Origin of the sequence: Mucilaginibacter gracilis, from assembly GCF_003633615.1 — a bacterium.
GTDB lineage: Bacteria > Bacteroidota > Bacteroidia > Sphingobacteriales > Sphingobacteriaceae > Mucilaginibacter > Mucilaginibacter gracilis.
On sequence record NZ_RBKU01000001.1, the window covers coordinates 6,552,730 to 6,577,127 of the forward strand.

14 protein-coding genes and 1 tRNA gene are annotated in these 24,398 nt (G+C 41.0%); 6 read left to right on the forward strand and 9 right to left on the reverse strand.

The window, feature by feature from the left end; translation table 11 throughout:
• Positions 1–45: 45 nt before the first annotated feature.
• The 9 genes from BDD43_RS29230 to BDD43_RS29270 form a co-directional block, all read right to left on the reverse strand.
• Positions 46–2,451 (reverse strand): ABC transporter permease, encoded by a 2,406-nt coding sequence (locus BDD43_RS29230; RefSeq protein ID WP_121201751.1) that lies wholly within the window; start codon positions 2,449–2,451, stop codon positions 46–48.
• A 37-nt stretch (positions 2,452–2,488) separates the two neighbouring features.
• Positions 2,489–4,906, reverse strand: coding sequence for an ABC transporter permease (locus BDD43_RS29235; protein ID WP_121201752.1), 2,418 nt, complete (start codon positions 4,904–4,906; stop codon positions 2,489–2,491).
• Positions 4,907–4,955: 49 nt separating this feature from the next.
• Positions 4,956–7,421 (reverse strand): ABC transporter permease, encoded by a 2,466-nt coding sequence (locus BDD43_RS29240; RefSeq protein ID WP_121201753.1) that lies wholly within the window; start codon positions 7,419–7,421, stop codon positions 4,956–4,958.
• A 49-nt stretch (positions 7,422–7,470) separates the two neighbouring features.
• Positions 7,471–9,867, reverse strand: coding sequence for an ABC transporter permease (locus BDD43_RS29245; protein WP_121201754.1), 2,397 nt, complete (start codon positions 9,865–9,867; stop codon positions 7,471–7,473).
• A 46-nt stretch (positions 9,868–9,913) separates the two neighbouring features.
• Complete coding sequence (locus BDD43_RS29250; protein ID WP_121201755.1) at positions 9,914–12,328, reverse strand: ABC transporter permease; 2,415 nt, start codon at positions 12,326–12,328, stop codon at positions 9,914–9,916.
• A 48-nt stretch (positions 12,329–12,376) separates the two neighbouring features.
• Positions 12,377–14,737 carry an ABC transporter permease gene (locus BDD43_RS29255; protein WP_121201756.1) on the reverse strand — a complete coding sequence of 787 codons (2,361 nt, stop codon included), beginning with the start codon at positions 14,735–14,737 and terminating at the stop codon, positions 12,377–12,379.
• Positions 14,738–14,778: 41 nt separating this feature from the next.
• Positions 14,779–17,139, reverse strand: a complete 2,361-nt coding sequence (locus BDD43_RS29260; protein ID WP_121201757.1) for an ABC transporter permease — start codon at positions 17,137–17,139, stop codon at positions 14,779–14,781.
• A gap of 128 nt (positions 17,140–17,267) precedes the next feature.
• A complete protein-coding gene (locus tag BDD43_RS29265; protein ID WP_121201758.1) occupies positions 17,268–17,945 on the reverse strand; it encodes an ABC transporter ATP-binding protein in 678 nt (225 codons plus the stop codon).
• A gap of 167 nt (positions 17,946–18,112) precedes the next feature.
• Positions 18,113–19,366, reverse strand: a complete 1,254-nt coding sequence (locus tag BDD43_RS29270; protein ID WP_121202162.1) for an efflux RND transporter periplasmic adaptor subunit — start codon at positions 19,364–19,366, stop codon at positions 18,113–18,115.
• Between the two features lie 300 nt (positions 19,367–19,666).
• Here BDD43_RS29270 and BDD43_RS29275 point away from each other — a divergent pair, with 300 nt between their 5' ends.
• The 6 genes from BDD43_RS29275 (at position 19,667) to BDD43_RS29300 (ending at position 24,188) form a co-directional block, all read left to right on the forward strand.
• A complete protein-coding gene (locus tag BDD43_RS29275; RefSeq protein WP_121201759.1) occupies positions 19,667–21,025 on the forward strand; it encodes a sigma-54-dependent transcriptional regulator in 1,359 nt (452 codons plus the stop codon).
• Positions 21,015–22,355 (forward strand): sensor histidine kinase, encoded by a 1,341-nt coding sequence (locus BDD43_RS29280; protein ID WP_121201760.1) that lies wholly within the window; start codon positions 21,015–21,017, stop codon positions 22,353–22,355. The genes BDD43_RS29275 and BDD43_RS29280 overlap by 11 nt, the downstream gene beginning before the upstream one ends.
• A 197-nt stretch (positions 22,356–22,552) precedes the next feature.
• Positions 22,553–22,627: transfer RNA gene (locus BDD43_RS29285), tRNA-Glu, on the forward strand.
• 219 nt (positions 22,628–22,846) lie between these two features.
• Positions 22,847–23,407 (forward strand): thermonuclease family protein, encoded by a 561-nt coding sequence (locus BDD43_RS29290; protein ID WP_162847195.1) that lies wholly within the window; start codon positions 22,847–22,849, stop codon positions 23,405–23,407.
• A 29-nt stretch (positions 23,408–23,436) separates the two neighbouring features.
• A complete protein-coding gene (locus BDD43_RS29295; protein WP_121201762.1) occupies positions 23,437–23,637 on the forward strand; it encodes a hypothetical protein in 201 nt (66 codons plus the stop codon).
• A gap of 140 nt (positions 23,638–23,777) precedes the next feature.
• Positions 23,778–24,188 carry an SRPBCC family protein gene (locus tag BDD43_RS29300; protein WP_121201763.1) on the forward strand — a complete coding sequence of 137 codons (411 nt, stop codon included), beginning with the start codon at positions 23,778–23,780 and terminating at the stop codon, positions 24,186–24,188.
• Positions 24,189–24,398: the final 210 nt, after the last annotated feature.

Sequence of the window (24,398 nt, forward strand, 5' to 3'; positions counted from 1 at the left end):
GCACAGAGTGTTTTTATTCTTGACTCTCGATTCTTGCATTTTACCTCACTCGCTTCTTAAACTTTTTATCGGTTTAACCATCGCCGCTTTAAATGCTTGGAAACCTACCGTAAGCCACGCTATAGTTATTGATGATATAATTGCAATAATAAAATAGCTAATACTGATATTGATTCTGAAAGCGAAACCGCTCAACCAACTATGCATAAAATAAAAAGCTATAGGAGCCGATATGGCAAAGGCGATACAAATAAGAAAGGTAAATTCTTTGGAGAACAAGTACACTATGCTACCTATGCCTGCACCTAATACCTTGCGTATACCAACTTCTTTGGTTTTTTGCACTGTCATAAACGAAATCAAGCCGTACAAACCCAGGCACGAGATGAAAATAGCCAGGCCTGCAGCTATCTTATACATTAGCGAGAGTTGGTTCTCCTGCTGGTAAAAATCGTTAATATTATCAGCAAAAAACGATGTAGTTACAGCATATTCGGGAAAGTATTTGTTCCATAACGATTGTATATCGCTTTGCGTTTGCTTAACGTTTGAAGATTGAAACCTGATAGATGTTGTATTATACTCTTTACGGTGCGAAACCATAAAAAGTGGTTTAACGGTAGTACGCAACGAGTTATTTGTAAAATCCTTAACAACGCCCACAACGGTTTTCCAGGGATGGCGTTTCCCGCCCAAATGTATTTGCTTGCCAATGGCATCCTGAGCGTTGTGCACGTTCAGCATTTTCAACATGGTTTCGTTAACAACCACTTCCTTCATCGTGTCCGATGCGCTGTAAGGGCCGCCGGCTATAAATTTGATACCAAATGTTTTAAAATAATCTTCATCGGTAAATTTTAAATAGGCGCTAAATTGTTCGTCGGGCCTATGGTCGTAAGCAAAATTTGATTGCCAGTTATTTTCTGAAGATGGCACATCACTACTAAACGAAACTGATTGTACACCCGGTAGCTGTAATAACTTTTGTTTAAAATTGAGCTGGCGGGCCAATAGCGCACTATCATTATTGCTGTTTAAAACCAATACGCCATTTTTATTAAAACCGAGGTCGGCATTGTTAATAAAATCCATCTGACTAATTGCTATAATAGTGCAAATAATAAGCATTTGCGATGCCGCGAACTGTGTTACCACCAAACCGCGCCTAAGCAATATACCGCCTACCGTTGCCGAAGTAATTTTATTTTTGAGCGCCAGCGCAGGCGTAAATCCTGATAAAATAAGCGAAGGGTAAACGCCTGCTAAAAAATTAATGATAATAAACCCGGCAACAACAAACATCATAATATCAAGCCTGAAAATATTGAGCGACTCCTGTATCGATATTACATTTTTAATATAAGGTATAGCCAGCGTGGCAATGCCGATAGCCAATGCGGTTGATATGAGTACTACAATGCCGGTTTCGCCCATCATTTGCCAAAACAATTGTTTGCGGCTACCGCCTAAAACTTTGCGTACCCCAATTTCTTTCGAACGGGTAACCGCTTTGGCGGTAGATAAATTTACAAAGTTGATGATAGCCATAATAATGATGAGGAAGCCTATCAAACCAAGTATGGTTAACTTTGAACGGCTGGTGGTATGCCCGCCAAAATTGCTAAAAAGTGTGTTAAAATGCACATCCTGTAAGGGCTGTAAAAAATTGGTGCGTGTTGAAAGAAAACTAGTATGCAGATACTTGTTGTTAAACGTAACCAGTTGTTTGTTTACGCTCGTGGCATCAACACCGGCGGGTAGTAATAAGTACATTTGGTAGCTACCATCCAAACCATGCCAATCTGCCCATTGTGCTTTGTTATTATTTTTGCGGGTTATCAGCGAAACCATGATCTGTAACGGCAGATCGGAATGTACCGACGGATCATCTAATATACCGGCTACTCTAACTGTTGTGGAATTATCAAATTTCAAAAATTTGCCTACTGCTGTTTTCCAATTGCCAAAATACTTATCGGCCATGTTTTTTGTTAATACCGCTGTGTTGGGCTCGGCTAAAACATTTGCCGAACCGGCTAACCATTTGTATGTAAATACCTCAAAAAATTGCGGTTCCATGTAAAATACACCATTTTCCATAAAGTTCTGGTTGGCCTTACCATCACCTTTTAATACACTTACCTGGCTGCCAAATGCGCAATACAAGGCACCGCATTTAATCTGCGGAAAGTCATTGCGGAAAGCATCCGTAAACGGGAACGGAATACCAGGGCTATAGCTTATACCGTCCGAAAACTTATCGGTTGTTACTATCCGTGCAATACGGTTATAATTGGGTTGTGTGGTATCATAACCCATTTCGTAACTAATAATAATGTACAACAGTAAACAGGCTGCAATACTTACGGCAAGTCCTGCTATATTAATAATTGAATACACCTTGTTCCGCAATAAATTGCGGATGGCTATTTTAATATAATTGCTTATCATATCATGCTTTATTAATTTGTTAAATACTTTGTTTCGCTTATTCGCTTCGTAAACTGTTAACCGGGTTTGCTATGGCGGCCCTAATGGTTTGGACAACAATGAGCAATACCGTTACAGACGTTAGTAAGGTAATAGAAAATAAAAAAGGGTAAATTGATATGCTGATCTTGTAGGCGTAGTCATTCAACCACGTTTGCATTGTATAGTAAGCAATAGGGCACGCTATAAAAAATGATACGATTACCACATTTGAAAAATCCTTTAAAAACAGGGTGATTATGCCTGCAACCGAAGACCCCAGCACTTTACGAATTCCTATTTCTTTAGTACGCTTTTGCACACTCAATGATACAAGCCCTAATACCCCCAATAACACAATAACAACGGCTAAAAAAGTTGCTATACCAACCGCTTTCTTTAGTTGTAGCTCGCTGGCATAAAGCCTTGTAAGTGCGTCGTCCATAAAATGATATTCAAAGGGTGTTCCGGGCAATAGCGATGTCCATTTGGTTTGCAGGGCCAAAATACTACTTTGTATATTGCCGGGTTTCAACCTGATGTTAAAGTACCGGTAAACGGGAGCATAATTAACATTCATAAATATCTCGGGCATTATTTTTTGGTGCATCGATCCAAAATGGAAGTCGGCAGTTACGCCGCAAACCGTAAACGGGACTTTGTCATTGTAGGCCGGGATAAAGATATATTGTCCTATAGCCTGTTCTGCGTTATTCCAACCCAACGCTTTTGCCTGCGTTTCGTTGATTACTATTTGAGAACTATCTGCTGTATGGTATATCGGTTTAAAAAATGTACCGGCTTTTAATGGAATATGGTATGCGGCAGCAAACTGATTATCAGCAACCATACCTTCTGAGCTGATGGCCTGTTTGGGATCTGCGCCTTGTTTATAGCTCAAATAATTTCCACCGTTATGGCCGTCTGGAATTTCGAAAGATAATGATACAGTTTGCACTTGTGGCATTTGCGCCAGTTGGTTACGTATATACAGCATATTTTGAACCCCTTTTGTTGTCCAATCACGCGGTAATTGCGCGTATACTATGTAATCCTTATCATAACCTAAGTTTCCATTAAAAAACAAACTAATTTGCTGCGAAATTATAATTGCACCAATAAACACAACGGCGGCGGTTGTAAATTGAAAAACCACCAATGTTTTACGGAGCAATACACTTTCTTTTACAGAAGTCAATTTGCCTTTTAACGAATCTACCGACCTCAATGAAGATAATACGAGTGCGGGGTATATTCCGGCGATAACACCTATTACTAAAACAAATACCAAAAGAATTAAAATGATGGATACCGGAAAATTAAAGATACTTAATATATCAGCACCCAAAACATCACTAAAATATTGCCTGCCGGTTATATAGATTAGTAGCGCTAAAAGCGTGGCAAGCATCACTGTTAAAACAGACTCGATTAAAAATTGCCAAATAAGTTGTTTGCGCAAACCGCCCAATAGTTTACGTATACCTATTTCACGCATGCGCCCCGCCGAACGACCAATACAGATATTAACGAAATTGACGATAGCCATCAATAAAATGAACAGTGCAATGCACGAAAGTGCCCAAGTCATTTTTTTTATTAAACCACCTTCGGCAACAAGATTATAGGTTTTCAGGCTTACCAGGTAGGGTGTTAGGCCTGATCGGATCACGTCATCAGGTTCCAGTTTTTTGATGAGATCAAGCATGGCCTTATCTACCATTTTAGGATCGGCATCCTTTTGTAATTCCACATAGTTGACAGTTCCGGTATTAGCCCAGCCGCTTAACTGACGTTTAAAATATTTAGCCGCTTCGGCAGAAAAGAAAAAATTTGAGTTATTGTTGGCGTTTAGATTGGTTACAGAATTTTTTGGCACCTTTGCCAAAACACCTGAAATTATAAACTCGTGCTTATCACCGTGCGTGCTTTCAAAACTTAACGTTTGGCCTGTAACGTCATCCTTTCCAAAATATTTTAATGCCATTTTTTGCGTTATCACAACCGAAAATGGATCGCGAAGTGCTGTTTGATTATCACCATATAACAGGGTGAAGCCATACATATTCAATAGGGTGCTGTCTCCAATCTGTATGCTTTCACGATAGTGCTTTTCCCCCTTGTTTACAATAGTAGTCGTCAGGTCTGAATGATAATAATTACGCACCAGGTTAGGATAGTTATCCGCCAGAGCTTTAGGTAGCTCCGCAATGCCGGTAATTTCACCACCCATATTAGCATCTTTCCATATGCTGAGTATGATGTATTGATTGTTGGTGTTTTTCAGTTCGTGATTTACCCGAAGTTCGCCCCAAACATATGCGCCTATTAATAATGTAAAAGCTATGCCCACTGCTAATCCCAAGATATTGATAATCGAAATAACCTTGTTTTTACTGAGGTTTCGCCAGGCAATTTTAATGTAGTTTTTGAGCATAATTTTATAACTTTCTTGATTGCGGATTATAGTTCTTTCTTTCTCCCGGCTATTCGCTTCGTAAACTGTTAACAGGGTTTGCTATCGCGGCCTTAACGGTTTGAAAGCTTAAGGTGAGCAATGCAATTACTACCATTAACATACCGCTCATTAAAAATATCCACCAGTTAATATTGGTGTGGTAGGCAAAGTTTTGAAGCCATTTACTGGTTGCCCACCATGCAATTGGCGATGCAATAATAAATGCCACCACTACCAGCTTAACAAAATCTGCCGACAGGATGGATACGATATGCGCCACCGATGCGCCCAGCACCTTGCGGATGCCGATCTCTTTAGTGCGTAAATTGGTGGTATAAATTACGAGCCCTAATAAACCCAGACAACTGATAAAGACAGACAAGCCCGTGGCCCATTGCAACAGGCTCGATACATGCATATCGCTCTGGTAAAATCTGGCTATGCTTTCATCATAAAAGTCATATTCAAAATCGGTTTCCGGGTAAACGGCTTTAAATTCCATTTGTATTTTGCTCAACGCGTTTTTCCAGGCCGTTCCATCGGCATTTTGCGGTTTTAAGGCAATATGTATGGTATAACTATTGCTGGCTGCCGCCGAAAATAACAAGGGTTTGATAGCCTGATGTAACGATTGCTGATTAAAATCGCCCATAACGCCAACAATAGGCAGCTTTTGAGTGCCACTCCACAACAACGTTTTGCCTACAGCATCGTTAACATTTTTAAAGCCCAGTATATGCGCGTAGGTTTCGTTAATAATGGCTTCCTTAACGGTATCGCTGGGGTGTACATTGCTACCCGCAAGCAGTGGGATATGGTAAAGTTTTAAATAATTAACGTCGCCAAATTTAAAGTGCACATCGGTTTGTATATCCTTTTTCCCGTCTTTATAATTAACCTGTCCGGATGATGTGCCGTCTGTTGCAGGTGTGCTGCCCGCTAAACTCAGCATCTCAATTTCGGGAATGGTTTTTAGCTTATCCATTAGCACATAGCGCAGGTTAGGTTGCTTGCTGTAGAATTGAGTATAAACCGAAAGTATGGCATCTTTTTTAAAGCCCATATCTTTATTAAGCGTGTAATGTATTTGTTTGGATACGATGATGGTACCCATAATAAATAGTTGAGCAACCAAAAACTGGAATACGGTTAAGGTTTTGCGTATCCACGTTTTACGTGTTTTGCCTGTATTGGCATAAGCCTGGTTTTTTAAAACCAATGCCGGGTTATAGTTAGACAATATCCACGATGGATAAAACCCGGATAACAAACTAACCGAAACTATAAGCAACAATAAAAACACAACAAGGTGCGGCTGGTGTAACAAATTAAAGCTAACGCCGGCCGGTATAAAACCACTGAAGGCTTTTAGCAGTACGGGTATTAATAATAAGGATGCTGCGGCGGCTATTAAGGTAAGCAACAGGGTTTCGCCCAAAAATTGCACTATAAGTTGTGCCCTTGAGCTGCCCATAGTTTTGCGAATGCCGATTTCTTTGGCCCTTTGCGATGCCTGCGCAGTTGATAAGTTAATAAAGTTAATACAGGCCAGGGCCAATAAAAATGCGGCCACCAATAAAAGGTAATACAAGGTAGGCTTGTGCGCGGTATGCTCGTCATAGGCGCCATAATCGGCATTAAAGTGTACATCGCTTAAAGGTTGCAGCGTATGTACTATGCTGTACTTACTGCCATTTGCCCGGGGCGGCGGACTGTATTTTTTATATAATGATGCCAGCTGTTTTTCTACCTGTGGTACGGTTGTGCCCGGTACCAGTTTAATATACAATTGCGAACTGCCATTGGTCATGGTCCAGTTGTCATAACTGAAGTTGGTTTTTAACCCGCTTGTGGGTATAGTGGCCAACGAGATAAAATCCTGAAAAATAAAATCGCTGTGCTGTGGCAGTTCGTTAACCACGCCGGTTACCGTTGTGCGTACGCTATCATTGTAAATTATTTGCTTGCCAATAACGTCATGATATTTTACGCCGGGGAAATACAGTTGCGCACTTTTTGAGGTAATAACCACTTTATTCGGCTCATGCAACGCCACATCGGGCGAACCGGCCAGCCATTGGTATGCCGTTACCAATTTAAAATAAGCCGCATCGGCAAAAATAACATTGCGTTGCTTTTTAAGCATTAAGGGGCGAATGTTGTTATCTGCTGTAATGTTTACCTTAACCTCGTTATATTGATGAAAGGCCGATACCTCGCTTACTCCCGTAGCCTCTTTGCTTACAGCCCCCGCCATTGGCGCAATTACACCCCGGTTATGGTATGTGACGCCCGACATATTAAAATTGGTTACCACACGGTATATCCTGTCGTTATCTTTTTCAAAATGATCGAAGCTAAAATCGTAATACACAATAAGGTAAATTACCAATGCCGCGCTAATGCCAATAGCTAAACCCGAAATATTGATAAGTGCAAAAATTTTGTGCCGGGCCAAACTGCGCCATGCGGTTTTGATGTAGTTTTTGAGCATGATTTTATAACTTTCTTGATTGCGGATTACGGTTCTTTTTTTCTCCCGGCTATTCGCTTCGTAAGCTCTTTACGGGGTTTGCTAACGCAGCTTTAATACTCTGAAAGCTTACCGTACATAATGTGATAATAATAGCGCCCACACCCGTTACAGCAAATATCCACCACGACATTTCGGCCCGGTATTTATAGTTTTGAAGCCAGCCGTGCATAAAGTAATAGGCTATTGGCGTGGCTATCAGCAACGAGATGATAACCAGTATCACAAAATCTTTGGATAGTAAGCGCCACAGGTTAAATACCGATGCGCCCAATACTTTGCGTACCCCAATTTCTTTGGTGCGCTGCTCGGCCATAAAAGATGCCATTCCAAACAAGCCCATACAACTAATAAAAATTGCCAGTGCAGTAAAAAATGCCGACAAGGTGCCAATACGCTCTTCGTCGCCAAATTTTTTGGCGTACTCATTATCGGTAAAGCTGTAATCGAAGGGGCTGTCCGGGTCGTATTTTTTAAATACAGCCGCGGCTTTTTCAAGTGCTTCGTGTATGCTCACGTTGGGGTTAACTCTAATGTTCATTACACCCTCGGGTTGGGTAACTAAGGCAAAAATAGTTGGTTTAACGGGCTCGTATGGCGATGCCATTACCATATCTTTAATTACTCCAACAACGTGTAAGGCGTCTTTTCCGGATGTTACTATTTCACCTACGGGGTGTTTAAGCCCCATAAAATTTACGGCAGACTCGTTTAAAATAATTGCCGCCGAATCGGTTAGCATTACTCTCGAAAAATTACGTCCCTCTTTTATTTTCCAGCCAGATGCCTTGCCAAATTCGGGACTTATGGGTATCCAGGCAAAATCGTCTTGCGTATTAGGGTCCTTTCCGCGCCATTCAAAGCCGCTATAGTTTGACCATACATTGGTTAGCGGGCTGCCCGATTCGGCCAGTTCACTTATGGCACCCGTTTGTAACAGGTCGTTCCGCACAGCCATAAAATGATCGTGAATAACCGGGGTTTTCATTTTTATTTGTACAAGGCCGTTACGGTTGTACCCCACCGGGCGGTTTTTGGTGTATTGCACCTGCCTAAAAACAATAATGGTACCAATAATTAAGGCAATTGAAACCGTAAATTGCAATACCACCAATACCTTACGTGGCAAAGCTGCAAAGCGGCCAACTTTAAATGTACCCTTTAATACCTTAACCGGATTAAAAGATGAAAGGTACAGTGCCGGGTAGCTACCTGCTATGAGCCCCGTTACTAAGCTAAAGCCGATGCAAAGAAGCCAGAAAACCGGGCTCCCCCATAGGATGCTCGTTTCTTTATCGGCAACCTGGTTAAACCAGGGTAGGGTAACCTGAACCAATACCAGCGATAGGATGAGGCCGAAAACGGTAACCAATAACGATTCGCTAAAGAACTGCCATATTAACTGGCCCCTTAATGAACCAACGGTTTTGCGAATGCCAACTTCTTTCGCCCGTTTTTCGGACTTGGCCGTACTCATGTTCATAAAATTGATACAGGCTAAAAGCAACACAAACACACCCACAATGGCAAACATCCACACAAACTGAATGGCACCGCCTGTATTTACGCCGTTTTTAAACTCAAAAAACAAATGCCACCTGCTTATAGGATATAAAAACAAGGCCGATTTAAACGAAGCACCCACTTTATCATTTATCGATTGAAGGTTTTTTAATTTGATATCTTTTATTTTGGTGCTTACCTTGTCAATATCAGCATTAGGGTTTAACACACACAAAACTGCCCACGAGTTATTTCCCCATTTGGTTTGGGCGGTTTTTAACCATGGAGCGGTAGTTAAATACAAGTCCCACGGAGCAATAAAAGCAACATCGTTAAAAGTGGTGTTTTTAGGCATATCCTCGTAAACACCGGTAACCTTAACAACCCATTTGTTATCTATTTTTAACACTTTGCCCATTGGGTTGGCGTTGCCAAAAATGGCTTTTGCGGTTCGGTCCGAAAGCATAATAGACGATTGATCTGTTAAGCCCTGCCTGTTGCCCCTAAGCATATTTAAGGTAAACAGTTCGGGTGCTTCTGGCTGCATATAGCTGCCCAACTGCGTTAGCTTTTTATCACCGTATGATAGAATATGTTCGTTATTAGGTGTTATAAGCACAACGTACTTAAAATCACTTTGGTAATCTTTTTTAAGCGTATAGCCCAACGGCATAGGCACCGAGGTTTGCGTTAATACGTTGCCGTTAAGTGTTTGGTGCTGCATTACCATCACAATACGGTTGTAGTTTTTATAGTATTTATTATAGGATAATTCATCCCATATCCATAAGCCGATAAGTATAGCTACCGCCATGCCCACAGCGAGGCCAACGATGTTAATAAGCGACGAAAATTTATTGCGTATAAGATTGCGCCAGGCAATTTTGATATAGTTCTTAATCATAATTTTCTCGTTTTTTTGTTTCTTAATTCTGTTTCTACCAACTCAATTATTCGCTTCTTAAACTCTTTACCGGGTTGGCCAATGCCGCCTTTACCGATTGGAAACTTACTGTAACTATCGCTATAAAAACCGCCGTTGCCGCTGCAAATACAAACACCCACCAACTAATGGTAATGCGGTAGGCAAAATCTTGCAGCCAGTTATTCATCACTAGCCAGGCAATTGGTGAGGCTATAACCGACGAGATAAGAATAAGGGTAACAAAATCTTTAGAGATTAAACCTACAATAGTAGGGATGCTTGCTCCCAAAACCTTCCGGATGCCGAGTTCTTTGGTTCGTTGGGTTATTACCAATACAGCAATAGCAAACAAACCCATGCACGATATAATGATGGTTAACAAAGCTCCACTTACAAATATTTTAGAAAGCCTTTCTTCCTTTTTATACTGGCGGTCAACATTTTCATCTAAAAACGAAGCGGCGGCCTCTGCTTTAGGGTTTATCTGTTTCCAAATTTTAGTAATGGCCGCCATAGAAGCCGGCATATCATCGGGTTTAACCCGCACAAAAATGTAGCTTAATTGCCATTGCGGCTGTATTAACATGGTTAAAGGTTCAATCTTTTTTTGCAGGGGTTGAAAGTTAAAATCTTTAATCACGCCAATAACGCGGAGTTGTTTACCGTCAACCGGTAGTGATATGCCAACAGGGTTTTTAGCACCCAGTTGCTGCGCCATAGTTTGGTTAATTACAATGGCGGTAGTATCGGTACCATAAGCTTTTGAAAACTCCCGTCCCGAAGTAAGTGTTAAGCCCAGGGTTTTAACGTAATCATAGTCTATGCGTCGCCAGTGGCTTTTCAAGGTTTTGCCGTTATATACCAATCCCATTATTGAGGTTGAGGCACTGTTATCACGGCCCTTACCCATATTCATATCGGTACCGGTAACGCTTAAAACGTTAGGGCTATTGGCTAGTTGGTTACGCATTAAATAGAGCGCTTTTTCGCGATCGATGTTGTTGCCAATAGGGATGCTTATCACCTGGTTTTTATTAAAGCCCAAAGGCTTGCTGCGTAAAAAGTTAAGCTGCTGCCAGGCTATGGTGGTGCAAATAATAAGCAGGCACGATAGTACAAATTGCACAATCATTAAGCTGTTACGCAGTTTGTTATTACGCCCCATACTAATTTTGCCTTTTACAGATTGTGCCGTTTTGTAGGATGCCATTAACCAGGCAGGATAAGCACCCGAAAGCAACACGATGCTTACAAAACCCGTAACGAAATAACATATTACCTTGCCCCAATCTAAAACAGCTAACGAAAGCGGTTGGCGGAATATTTGCTTATAGGCTGGCATTAACCACACCACCAGCAACACCCCCACGGCGAGCGAGAAGATACAGATCATGAGCGATTCGCAGCAAAATTGCATCAATATTTGCCCAAGCCTGGCACCCATTACTTTGCGTACACCTATTTCTTTGGCACGTGTAAAAGCCCTGCCCAGCGAAAGGTTAATAAAGTTTACCGTAGCTATGAATAAGATAAACACACTGATGAGCAATAGCAGAATAGGATAAAACCGGTTAATGCCGCTTGCTTCACCACTAATTTTGTTAAAGTGGATTTGGGTTAAAGGTATCAGGCGCATGCGCATGTACTCGCCTTCGTTATCAGGTTGGGCACCGTCAATTTTAAGCTGTTTGATGTTACCACCGTAGTATTTATGTACAAATAACTTTAAACGTTGCTCAAAATGTACCTCATCAACACTTTCGGGCAGTTGTAGGTACACCACATGGTTGCTAACATCCCAGTTATCCTTGTCTTGATTATAACCCGGAAACTGTTCAAAGCGCGCTAAAGCATCAAAGTTTAAACTTGAGTTTTGCGGGGTGTTGGCAGCTACCGCCGTAATGGTAAATGGTTTCCATTCGCTACCGGTATTTAACTCAACCACTTTACCAACGGCCTCTTCTTTGCCAAAAATGCTTTTGGCAGTATTTGCCGACAATACCAAATCGTTTTGGGCTTTTAAGGGCTCACTGCTATTACCGCTTATTACCGGGAAGGTAAACATCTTTAAAAAGTCCTGGTCAACTGTGCGAATGCTGTAGTTGTAGTCTTTGCCTTTATAGCGGATCACGCTTCCGCCATTATCGCCAAAGCGCGAGACGTGAACAATGTCCGGAAAGTCGGCCTTTAACGCCGGTGTTAGCGGGATAGGCAAACTGGATGAGTTTTCGGTACCCGTTGATATATGTTCTTCGCGGTAAACCTGGTAAATATGATTTTTGTTTTGATGGAAGCCATCAAACGATAATTCATAAAAAGCGGTAAGTGCCAGTAATATAACGGCTCCAAAAGCAACGGCCATACCAACGATATTAATAAATGCAAACGATTTGTGTTTCCACAAACTGCGCCATGCCGTTTTGATATAGTTTTTAATCATGATTTTTATAACTTTCTTGATTGATGATTCTTAACTTTTGTCTCCCTGCTACTCGTTCTTTAAACTATTTACCGGGTTAGCCAATGCAGCTTTTGCCGATTGGAAACTGATGGTTAACAAAGCGATAACTACAACTGCCATACCAGAGAAAACGAAGGTCCACAAACTGATATTTATTCTGTAAGCAAACCCTTGCAGCCATTTATCCATAGCAAGCCAGGCCACAGGTACAGCTATTACAATAGCGATTAAAACCAGCTTGATAAAGTCTTTAGCTAACAGTGCGATGATTAGCGATGAGGTTGCGCCCAGCACTTTACGTACACCAATTTCGCGGGTGCGTACCTGGGCAGTAAAGGCCGCCAAACCTAACAAACCAAGGCACGAAATAAATATGGCTATACCCGCAAAGTAATTGAACAGGGTTCCTTCGCGTTGTTCGCCGCGGTAAAGGCTGTCGAATATATCATCCAAAAACAAATAGCTAAAAGGGAATTGCCCGTTATATTGCTTAAATTGTTCGCTTGCCGCTGCTATTGCTTTTGGAGCATCGTTACCCGTTGTTTTGATGTAAAGTGTTCCAAAATTTTGAGTATTGTAATAGAATATTGCAGGTGCTATTTTTTGTTTAAAGGATGCAAAGTGAAAATCTTTAACAACACCGATAATGGTACCATTAACTTTCCCCATCCTAAAGTTTTTACCTATCGGGTTTTTCATACCCAACTGATCTGCGGCGGTTTGGTTTAGAATATAATGTGTGCTATCGCTAACTGCACCGGTAAAGGATTTGCCACGTAACAAATCGATCTTGAAAAATGATAGAAAATCTTTATCTATCGCCATGGGATGAACAATAAAGGTTTGTCCGGGTTGTTTTCCGTCCCAGCCCGTATCGCCGGTCAATCCACCTATTTCTACAATGTTTTGGTTTGAACGGGTCACCGCTATTATGCCGGGCTGTTTTAATAATTCGGCTTTAACGGCGTCGTAATGTGGGCCAATATCACGCATCTCTAAACCAAACACATGAGTTTTATCATAACCTAAATCCTTTGATCGGATATATTTAAGCTGGCTTGTAATTACCATAGTACCGATAATGAGTACCATAGAGAACACAAACTGTGTTACCACCAATATTTTGCGGAACAAAACAGCACCAATACCTAAAGATATTTTGCCTTTTAACGCTTTAAGGGGCTCAAATGATGATAGTAGCAAAGCTGGATAAATACTTGATGCTGCCAGCGTGCACAATACCGTAGCCAGCATAATAAGCCAAACACTGTAGTTATTTAAACTGAATTGCAGGTATTTGCCTGATAGCTGATTGAATACAGGTACCAGTAAAAAAATAAGCCCTAAAGCTAAGATTGCGGCTAACGCGAATAGCAAACCCGTTTCAACTATGAACTGTAAAAAGAGATGGCTCCTGTTTGCTCCGATAATTTTCCGCATGCTGATCTCTTTGGAGCGTAACATGGACCTGGCTGTGGAAAGGTTTACGTAGTTGATACATGCTATTGTTAATATCAATAAAGCGATAATGATAAACATGCGTACCGTTTGTATACCGTTAGCGGTGCCATCAGCATTGTATAATCGTAATTTTGCTAATGGTAGCAACAGGTATTCCACATCAGTGTCATCTGGCTTATGGCTCAAGTGTATTTTGAGTAAGTCGGCATTTAGTTTTTTAAGATCAATGCCGGGCCTGGTTAGTAAATAAGTGCTATAGCTAAAATTAATAAAATCGTTATTAAAATCGCTGTTAATTGTCTTTAGCTTTTTAATATGATAGCTCATCGGCATCATCATATCACACCTGATGCTGGAGTTTTTCGGAAAATCACCAATCACACCACTTACCGTAAAATTCTCTTTGTTATTATCGGCAATTATAATTTTGCCTATGGCATTTTCTGTACCAAAGTATTTTAGGGCCGTTTGTTTAGTAATTATAATTGAGTTATCGGTGCCAAAAGGTTTAGCGGAATTGCCTTGAATGAGCGGAAAATCAAATACTGAAAAGAAAGACTGATCGGTATATATAACTCTTTGATCGCTGAAGGATTTATCCTGGTATTTGTATACCGAGAAATCGTCGTTCCCGGTTGTGCGTACGGCATCTTTAACATCCGGCAATTGTTGTTTTGCAAGTTGCCCAATCGGGGCCACGCTGGCTGTCCATATCTGTCTGCTCGAACCGGTTCCTCCCCAAATTTCAACCTTATAAATATTGGCCCCCAACTTATGAAAGCTATCGTAACTCAATTCATCCTGCGCCCATAGCAAAATCATGATACCGATAGCCAGCCCAACGGTTAGCCCGGCAATATTGATAAGGCTATAAAATTTGTTTTTAAGCAAACTGCGCCAAGCCGTTTTAATATAGTTTTTAATCATGATTTTTATAATTTTCTTGATTGATGATTCTCCTAACCCAACTATTCGCTGCGTAAACTTTTTGCGGGGTTAGCTATTGAGGTTTTTACTGCCTGGAAACTTACCGTTGCCAAAGCAATAACTATAGCAAGCAGCCCCGCCAAAATAAATACCCAAATGCTGATAGAAACCCTATACTCATAGTTACTTAACCATAGCTGCATGGTATACCATGAAATAGGAAATGCAACAAAACAGGCCAGTATAACCAACACTATAAAGTCTTTTGATAAAAGTGCGGCTAACCCTTGCGATGTTGCACCCAATACTTTCCGTATGCCAATTTCTTTCGTCCGTCTCTCTGCCGTATAGGCGGCTAAGCCAAATAAGCCAAGGCACGATATAATGATGGCCAATGTTGCAAATATGCTGGCCAGGTTGCCTATTAAAGTTTCTTCAGTAAAAAACTGTTCAAACTCGGCATCAACAAACCTAAAGCTGGTAGGGTAGCCTGGGTTGTTTTTCTTGATTACATTTTCAACCTGTGGCAGGGCTGTTTTAATATCTGCACCGGCCTTAAAGCGTATATTTAAAACACTGGTATACTTTGGTGAGCAAAATATAATTAGCGGTGCTGCCGAGGTATAAATATCATTGTAAATAAAGTCTGTAATAACTCCTATGATGGTAAGTTTAACATTACTGCGGGTTATAACTGTACCTATAATATTTTTGGCGTTAATGGTTTTGGCAAAAGCACTGTTAACAATTACGTTATTACTATCAACACTGGCATTGGCATAAAAATCTCTTCCGGCTTTAATATGCGCGCCCATTGTGGAAATAAATTCCGGACTTGCCTGATCTACTGTAACCAGTAACTGCTTACCCGGGTCTTTACCGGGCCAGTCAAAATCGCCGGTGTTGCTGCCTATTTGTAAAACACTTTGCGAACTTATACTTGCATTTTCTACTACACCCGTTTGCAGCAGGTCGTTTTTAATAGCGGCAAAATTTTCGGCCATTTTGCCTTGCATCTGCATATAAATAAGGCCCTGCTTGTTATAACCCAAATCTCTGTTTTTGGTATGTTGGATTTGCAGGTAAATAATTACCGTACAGATAATTAATATAACCGAAATGGTAAATTGCAATACAACCAGTCCTTTTCGTACAAAAACCGCTCCGCCCGAGGTTTTTAGCTTTAACCCTTTTAACACCGATACCGGGTTAAAAGATGATAAATAGAAAGCTGGGTAACTGCCTGCAATAATGCCGCATATAACGGCGATAAGTATTAAACCACCCCAATGTACAGGGTAAAAAATATTTAGCGATAGTTGTTTATGAACCAGCGTATTAAACCATGGCAAAACAACAAACACAATAAATAAAGCAAATAGTGCCGAAACCAGCGACATAAATAATGATTCGCCAATGAACTGGCAGATTAGTTTATACCTGGCGGCTCCCAATACCTTACGCACGCCTACCTCTCGCGCGCGCTGCTCTGACCGGGCGGTAGAAAGGTTCATGAAGTTGATACAGGCAATAATTAAAACTACCCAGGCAATTAAGCTAAACAGGTTTACATATTTAAGTTTGCCCTTTATTTCGTTGCCGCTTTTATCAAAATTATCATAAAGCCTCCAGCGTTTCATAGGGTAAAGCATCATTTTTGCACTTATACCTTTTACTTTATTACCTACAAAATTATAAAGCTGTTTATTAATGTGTTCTATATCGGCATTGGCTTCAATTTCGGCATAGGTTATTACACTATTGCTGCCCCATTGTTTTAGCCAGGTATTTTCATTTTCAAAAACCGCGAAAGGGGCCAACCATTGAAATTTAAACGAGACGTTTTTAGGCAAATCCTTTATAACACCGGTAATAACGTAATCCTTGTTATTGTCAACTTTAAGTGTTTTGCCAACAACATCGGTACTGTTAAAAAAGGTGTTGGCCATTTTCTCGGTTATCACCAATGTATTTAACTGCGAAAATGCTGTTGCGGCATTACCCTTTATAAACTGTAAATGAAAAATAGATAAAAAGCCGGGGTCGACGTAATTGCCGGCCTGGTATATAGTTTTATCTTTTAGTGCAAATAAAACATCGTTAGTCCAAGTGCTACGGGCAGTTGTTTTTATGCCGGGTATCTCCAGTTTCATGCCCTGCGCAAGTGGGCCCGGAGTGGCATCAAAAACAAAAGTATTGCCGTTATAAGTTTGCTTGTCCTTAACCTTATAAATAGTACTTTGGTTGGTAAAATAGTCGTTGTAAGTTACTTCGTCTTCAATCCATAAAAAAATAAGCGAGGCGCAGGCTATCCCCACGCTCAAGCCAAATATGTTTAAAAAACTGTAACCTCTGTGCTTCCAAAGGTTCCGAAAGGTTGTTTTAAGGTAATTGCTAAACATTATACAATCTTGGGTTTATCATCTTAACCCTCTTCTGCTTTAAAGCCAGCAAAAGGTTTAAGACGTATATTTAATTAACTATTTATTGCCTTACTCTTTTCAAAGGCTTTCGGCATATAGCTTGTAACTTATATCATAATATTTTCCATCACCGTTTGCCCATCCAGCAGGCGGATAATGCGGTGGCTATAGCGGGCATCGTGCTCGGAGTGGGTTACCATAATAATGGTTGTACCCTGTTCGTTCAGGTCGGTTAACAGCTCCATTACCTCGTTACCGTTGCTGCTATCCAGGTTACCGGTAGGCTCATCGGCCAGTATCAGTTTAGGGTTGTTAACAACGGCGCGCGCTACAGCAACACGCTGCTGCTGGCCGCCCGAAAGCTGTTGCGGATAGTGGTTGCGGCGATGCATGATCTGCATTTTATCCAACACTTTTTCAACCCTGCCCACACGTTCCGCCGCCGGAACATTGGTGTAGATCAGCGGAAGCTCAACGTTTTCAAAAACGGTTAGCTCATCAATCAGGTTAAAACTCTGGAAAACGAAACCGATGTTATGCTTACGCAAATCGGCACGTTTACGCTCATTAAAATGCGCTACCTCAATGTTATTAAACATGTAACTGCCGCCATCAGGGTCGTCAAGCAAACCCAAAATATTAAGCAAGGTTGATTTGCCACAGCCCGAAGGGCCCATAATAGCCACAAATTCGCCTTCCTTAATATCAATCGATAGCTTGTTTAAAGCAATGGTTTCCACCTCTTCGGTGCGGTAAAATTTTTCCAGGTTTGTAATTTTTATCATGAGCCCTCCTAAAATCCTCCCCCACAGGGGAAGTTTTTTGATTTTTTATGGTTTGTTTATTTTATGTTTTTTATCTCTTTACCTCACCTAAATCCTCTCCAAAGGAGAGGATTTTAAAAATATGCTAATCAAGAACCCTCTCCTTTGGAGAGGGCAGGGTGAGGCTGTTACTTCTTCAGCACCAACTCCTGCATATCGCCATACGTTTCGTAGCTTGATGTTACTACCTTATCGCCCGGTTTTAAGCCTTGCAATACTTCGTAGTAGTCGGTATTTTGGCGGCCAAGCTGTATATCAACCTTGTAAGCTGTTTTACCGTCTTCTCCCAATTTAAATATCCAGTTACCACCGGTTTGCTGGTAAAAACCACCTTTTGGTAACAAAACCTGTTGGCTCTCATCGCTTAAAGCAAGTAATATTTGCAGTGTTTGCCCCTTGCGCATACCCGTTGGCACCTGTCCCACAAATTGCATATCAACCTGAAACTTGCCGCCCGTTACCTGGGTATAAACTTTTTTAATTTTTAAAGTATAGTTTTTATCGCCCAAAGCAAAAGTGCCTGTTAGGCCGGTATATATTTGCGATATGTAATGCTCGTCCACATCAACCCTAACCTTATAGCCCGATAGTACATCCAGTTGCCCCAGGTGTTCGCCCTTATTTTTATTTTGGCCAACCTCGGCATCCATTGATGTAAGTTGCCCGTCAACCGGGGCGCGTACCACCAGGTCGCCCACCTTTTTGCGCATTACAGCCAAAGCATTTTGAGTACGCGCAAACGATTGCTTTGCCTGCTCCAGCTCCTCGCGCGTTGAGGCCGAATCTTGCTTTAATATCTGTGAGGTTAGTTTTTTTCGTTTAAGCTGGTAGTCGTATGCAATTTGCGCCTGTTTAAACTCCTGCATGCCTATAGCTTTTTGTTCAAAAAGGTGCTTGTCTAACTTATAAACCCTTTCGGCTTCGTTGTAAGCATTATCTACATCGGCCATTTGGTTTAGTTTAGATATGGTGTTTTGCTGGGCCGCATTGCGCGATATTTGCATTTGAGTTAGCAGGTTAAAAACCGAAGTTTCTTGCGTAGCCAAACTCAATTCAAGGTCGGTATTGCTTAGTTTAAGTATGGGGTCGCCTTTTTTCATGGTGGTGCCATCTTCAACATAAAGTTGCTCTACGCGGCCACCTTCAACAGCATCCAGGTAAATGGTAGTTATAGGTAAAACAATGCCGTTAACCGGGATAGTTACCTGGAAGGGGCCCTTGGTAATGCTACTTATGGTAATGCGTTCGGTGTCAACATTCAACTTGCTTTTGCCCGATGTAAAATAAAAGCTGCCTCCAATTAAAAGTACCAAACCTGCAATACCACCAATGGTAAGTATGCGTTTGCTGTTCCATTTCTTTTTCTGTATAACTCTATCCACCTTGTATTTATATATTTTAATTTGTACCAATATACAAAAACACATGCCATAAAATAAAATGCTGTTTATCAGCTACATACAAAATATTTTTTAAAAACGGCGTTCGCTTTTGCAACAGCAGGTGTACGCTTATGATACACTTATTTTTGCCAAATTGTATTTAAAACCACATTAACAGCATTTTACCCTATTGGAAGGATTTTTGACTGATACCAGTACATTAGCACAAATTTTATATATTTAAATGCATAACATATTTACTACCCAACCCGGCAACCCTATCAAATACCAATATTTGGCATGTTACTAAAAAAAGCAAGTATTTTAATTGTTGATGATGATACCGATGTGCTAACCGCAGTTAAGCTTTTATTGAAAACTGAGGCACAGGAAGTTACTACCGAAAAAAATCCAGAAAATATAAATTGGCTGCTCAAAAAAAGTCCGCCCGATTTAATATTGCTCGATATGAACTTTACCAGCGCCATTAACACCGGCAACGAAGGTTTATACTGGCTACGCAAAATAAAGGAGTGGATGCCCGATGCCTGCGTAATTATGATAACGGCCTATGGTGATATTGACCTTGCAGTACGATCATTAAAAGAGGGCGCGGCAGATTTTATTGTAAAGCCCTGGCATAACGATAAACTGATAGATACCATTAAAGATCTGTTAGACAAAATTGGGGGGAACAAATCCGCCAAACCCGCAACATCCAAACAAACATCATCGGGCACATTGATACTGGGCGAATCAGCGGTGATGGAGGATATATTTTTAAAGGTTAACAAAGTTGCACCCACAGATGCCAATATATTGATACTGGGCGAAAACGGAACCGGTAAAGATTTAATTGCCAAAGCCATACACGAACGATCAATGCGCGCGGCCAAGCCATTCATTAAGGTTGACGTAGGCGCGCTAACGGATTCGTTGTTTGAGAGCGAACTTTTTGGACACAAAAAGGGTGCCTTTACCGATGCTCGCGAAGAACGCATAGGCCGTTTTGAAGATGCTAACGGCGGCACTTTATTTTTGGACGAAATAGGTAACATATCATTGCACCAACAAGCTAAATTGCTTACCGTATTGCAAAACCGCCAAGTTACCAGGCTGGGTAACAACAAAGCCACCGATATTGATATCCGCCTGGTGTGCGCAACCAACCTGCCCCTCAGCGAACTGGCTAACGAAAGCCGTTTCCGTAAGGATTTGATTTACCGCATCAATACCGTTGAAATAACTATGCCCCCGCTGCGCAAACGCAGCAGCGATGTAATGATACTGGCCCGGCACTTTGCTAAAGTGTATGCCACCAAGTACTTAAAACCCACGGTAAGTTTTGATGAAAGCGCGGTGCAAAAGCTGCTTCAATATAATTATCCCGGTAACGTGCGCGAGTTGCAGTACACTATTGAGAGGGCTGTAATAATGGCCGATGATGCCATGTTAAGAGCCGCCGACCTGATATTTTCGTCGATAGAATCGGTAACCGAAATTGCCGAACCCATGGACGATATGCCCTTGAGCATGGTAGAAAAACAAACTATTTTGCGTGTGATAGAAAAACATAGCGGAAACATTACACGCGCCGCCAAAGAGCTTGGCATAACCCGCACGGCACTTTACCGCAGACTGAGCAAGTATGATATTTAAACGTTACGAATGGCGCATACTATTGCGTGTGCTGATACTTTTTTTAACCCTTTTAGTAGCCTGTATATTGGTGGTAAAGGCATGGTTTGCCTATCTCATTATTTGTGTACCCCTAATTATTGCCGAACTTATTGACTTTTTACGTTTCCAAAAAAAAGCACAGGACGAGGTAGAACAGTTTGTACAATCCGTACAATACCGCGATTTTTCCAGGCATTTTGACGTAGGCCGGGCACCACAGGAATTAAAACCTTTACGCAAAGGCTTTAACGACATTAATACAACTTTTAAAGTGATAAGCCGCGAACGCGAAACACAATACCAGTACCTGCAAAAAGTTTTAGAACTGGTGGATACCGGTATAGTATCATACGAACTGGAAACCGGCGAAATAGGATGGCTAAACGAATCCTTCAAAAAAATATTTGGCATCCCTTATCTCAAAACCATTCATTCGCTGCAAAAGCGCGATGAAGCTTTGTATAACGAGGCTATGGCAATGAAGCCTGGCGATAGCAAAGTAGTATCAATCACTCGCGATAAACAGGTGATAAAAATACTGCTCACCGTAAGCTTAATGCGCAGCGACGAGAAAATGTACCGTTTGATGGCTTTCCAAAATGTGAGCGAAGCGCTGGACGAAACCGAGTCGAAAGCATGGCAAAAATTGCTAAACGTGATGACGCACGAGATCATGAATTCGGTTGCGCCCATATCTTCATTAGCCGATACATTGAAAAATCGGTTGCACAGCTATGCCAGTCAAGATAATAAAAGCGGCGATCTTGACGACCTTGAACTGGGCATAGATACCATAAAACGACGCAGTGAGGGCCTGCTCAAATTTACCGAGAGCTACCGCAGCCTAAACAAAATAACCCGGCTGGATTTAACCAAAACCCTTGTACGCGACCTTTTTGAGAACCTCAACAGCTTGATGTTACCCACCCTGGACCAGAAGAATATAGAGCTCGACATTGTGCTGCGCGACCCGCAAATGATGATAGAGGTTGACATTAACCTGATTGAACAAGTGCTTATTAACCTACTGGTAAACGCAATTGAGGCAGTAAAAGACAAGCCAGAACCCTGCATCACACTATCTGCCGAGATTCGACCAAACGGTAAAGCAGTACTTAAAATAGCTGATAACGGCCTGGGCATGCCGCCCGAATTGATAGAAAAAATATTCATTCCGTTTTTTAGCACACGCAAAACCGGTAGCGGCATAGGCCTTAGCCTATGCAAACAAATAATGATACTGCATAAGGGCAACATACAAGTACAATCGGTACAAGGCGAAGGTTCAGTATTTATCTTGCTTTTTTAGGTTGGTTTAAACCCTTTGTACTGTAAAAAACAACCGTGTAACTTAAATAAACGCCCTAAAAGCGAATGTATTACAAAGTAAATCAGCGCGTTAAATGTTATGCTGTGCTTTGTTTGTTACAATACGCAAAATATCACTATATTTGCACCGTTAAAAAAAATGAGCTGCAAAATTCACATTTTTTTAACATACAAAATGGCCCGTTCGTCTAGGGGTTAGGACGCCAGATTTTCATTCTGGAAACAGGGGTTCGATTCCCCTACGGGCTACCAGAGGGGAAAAGTTGTAAAAAGACAACTTTTCCCCTTTTTTTTTGCCTTGTAAATTGCGGCTGAGTGGTACGTCAACAATGATTTTTTAAAACCTGCCGACGTAACAATTTTGCTTACAGTTAAAATTGCAACTATAAGCAAATGCAAATATGCTGGAGCCAATTTGTTTTTCCGGGTAATATATTTATAATTGCCAGGCCGCACATAGCCTTACACCCATTGAAAAATATCATACTCGTTTTACTGCTTATCCCAACTGTACTATTTGGGCAAAAAACAACTGTTACGCGTGTTATTGATGGCGACACGTTTGTTATAGAGTCGGGAGAGCGGGTTAGAATGGTTGGGATAAACGCGCCCGAAATTTCGGACCTGTACGGGCAGGAGGCAAAACAGCACCTTCAACAATTAATTGAAGGTAAGGAAATTGAACTCTTGCCCGATCATCTTTCAAAAAACCACGACAGGTATTCGCGCATGTTAAGGTACGCCGTGTTAAATGGCGTTGATATTGACAAACAAATGCTTTTAGATGGCTTTGCGGTTGCCTATCTCAAATTTAAGTTTGACAAGCCCGACGAATACAAACAGGCCCAGATAGATGCACAAAACAACAGTGCCGGCATGTGGCACAAACCTAACGACAGTGTAATTGAACCTGATTTGCATCCTTCCTCCAAAAAAAGCTGGTTACTAAAAATGTTTCGTAAAAGGTATTTTTGGGGTTTGCTAACGGGCCTTTTAATTGTTGTAGTTTTGTACCGTTATTTAAAAAAATAACACCATTTTATTTACTATAAAATTAAAACATGAAACACGACGAAGTAGTTGCTGCGCTGCAAACAATAGCTGATAAGGGTATGGCAATAAATTTAAGTAAGGATGCCCTGCAAAACTTAAAATTGTATAATTTAATAGAAATAGCAAAGGGGGAAGAAAATGAAAGATCGCCGGCTTGCACACTAACTAAAAAGGGCCGTGTTATGCTAAAGGCAAATTTAAAACCTTAAAATATGGTTTAGTTACCACAGATTTTGCCATTATTTTATAAGTAATTTGCCCTATATGTTACCTTACCTACGCTGAAATTATTGTTTTAAATTACCTTATTTATTTTACCAAAATTACCCAACCTCTAAATAATACATTTATGCAAATAACAGTGGAAACTATAGTTAGCGCACCTGTAGAAAAAGTTTGGGACTTTTGGACCAAACCCGAACATATTATAAACTGGTGCCATGCATCGGACGATTGGCATACGCCCTATGCCGATAACGACTTACAAAAAGGTGGCAAGTTTAAAACCACAATGGCTGCTAAAAACGGTAGTTTTAGCTTTGATTTTGAAGGCATTTACACCAATGTAATAGCGCATAAACTAATTGAATATGTTTTGGCCGATGGACGAAAAGTACACATCCGTTTTGAGCCATTAGGCAACGGCACCCAAATAACCGAAACGTTTGAGGCCGAAACCGAAAACCCTGCCGAAATGCAGCAAAATGGTTGGCAGGCTATTTTAAATAACTTTAAAAAACACGCCGAGCTTAACAGTTAAAAAATTTGCGGCGTACCAAGTGTATACTATTTTAAACCCACAAAAATAGTATACTTAAAATAAAAGATTTTTGCAGTTTTAAAACCAACCCGCATATGTTAAAATAAGTTAAAAAAGCGCTAAAACAGGCCAAAAACGGCATATCTAACTAAAATTTCATCTAAATTTCATCTTGGGCGGTAGTTTTACATCAGCTTATTATTACAAGTA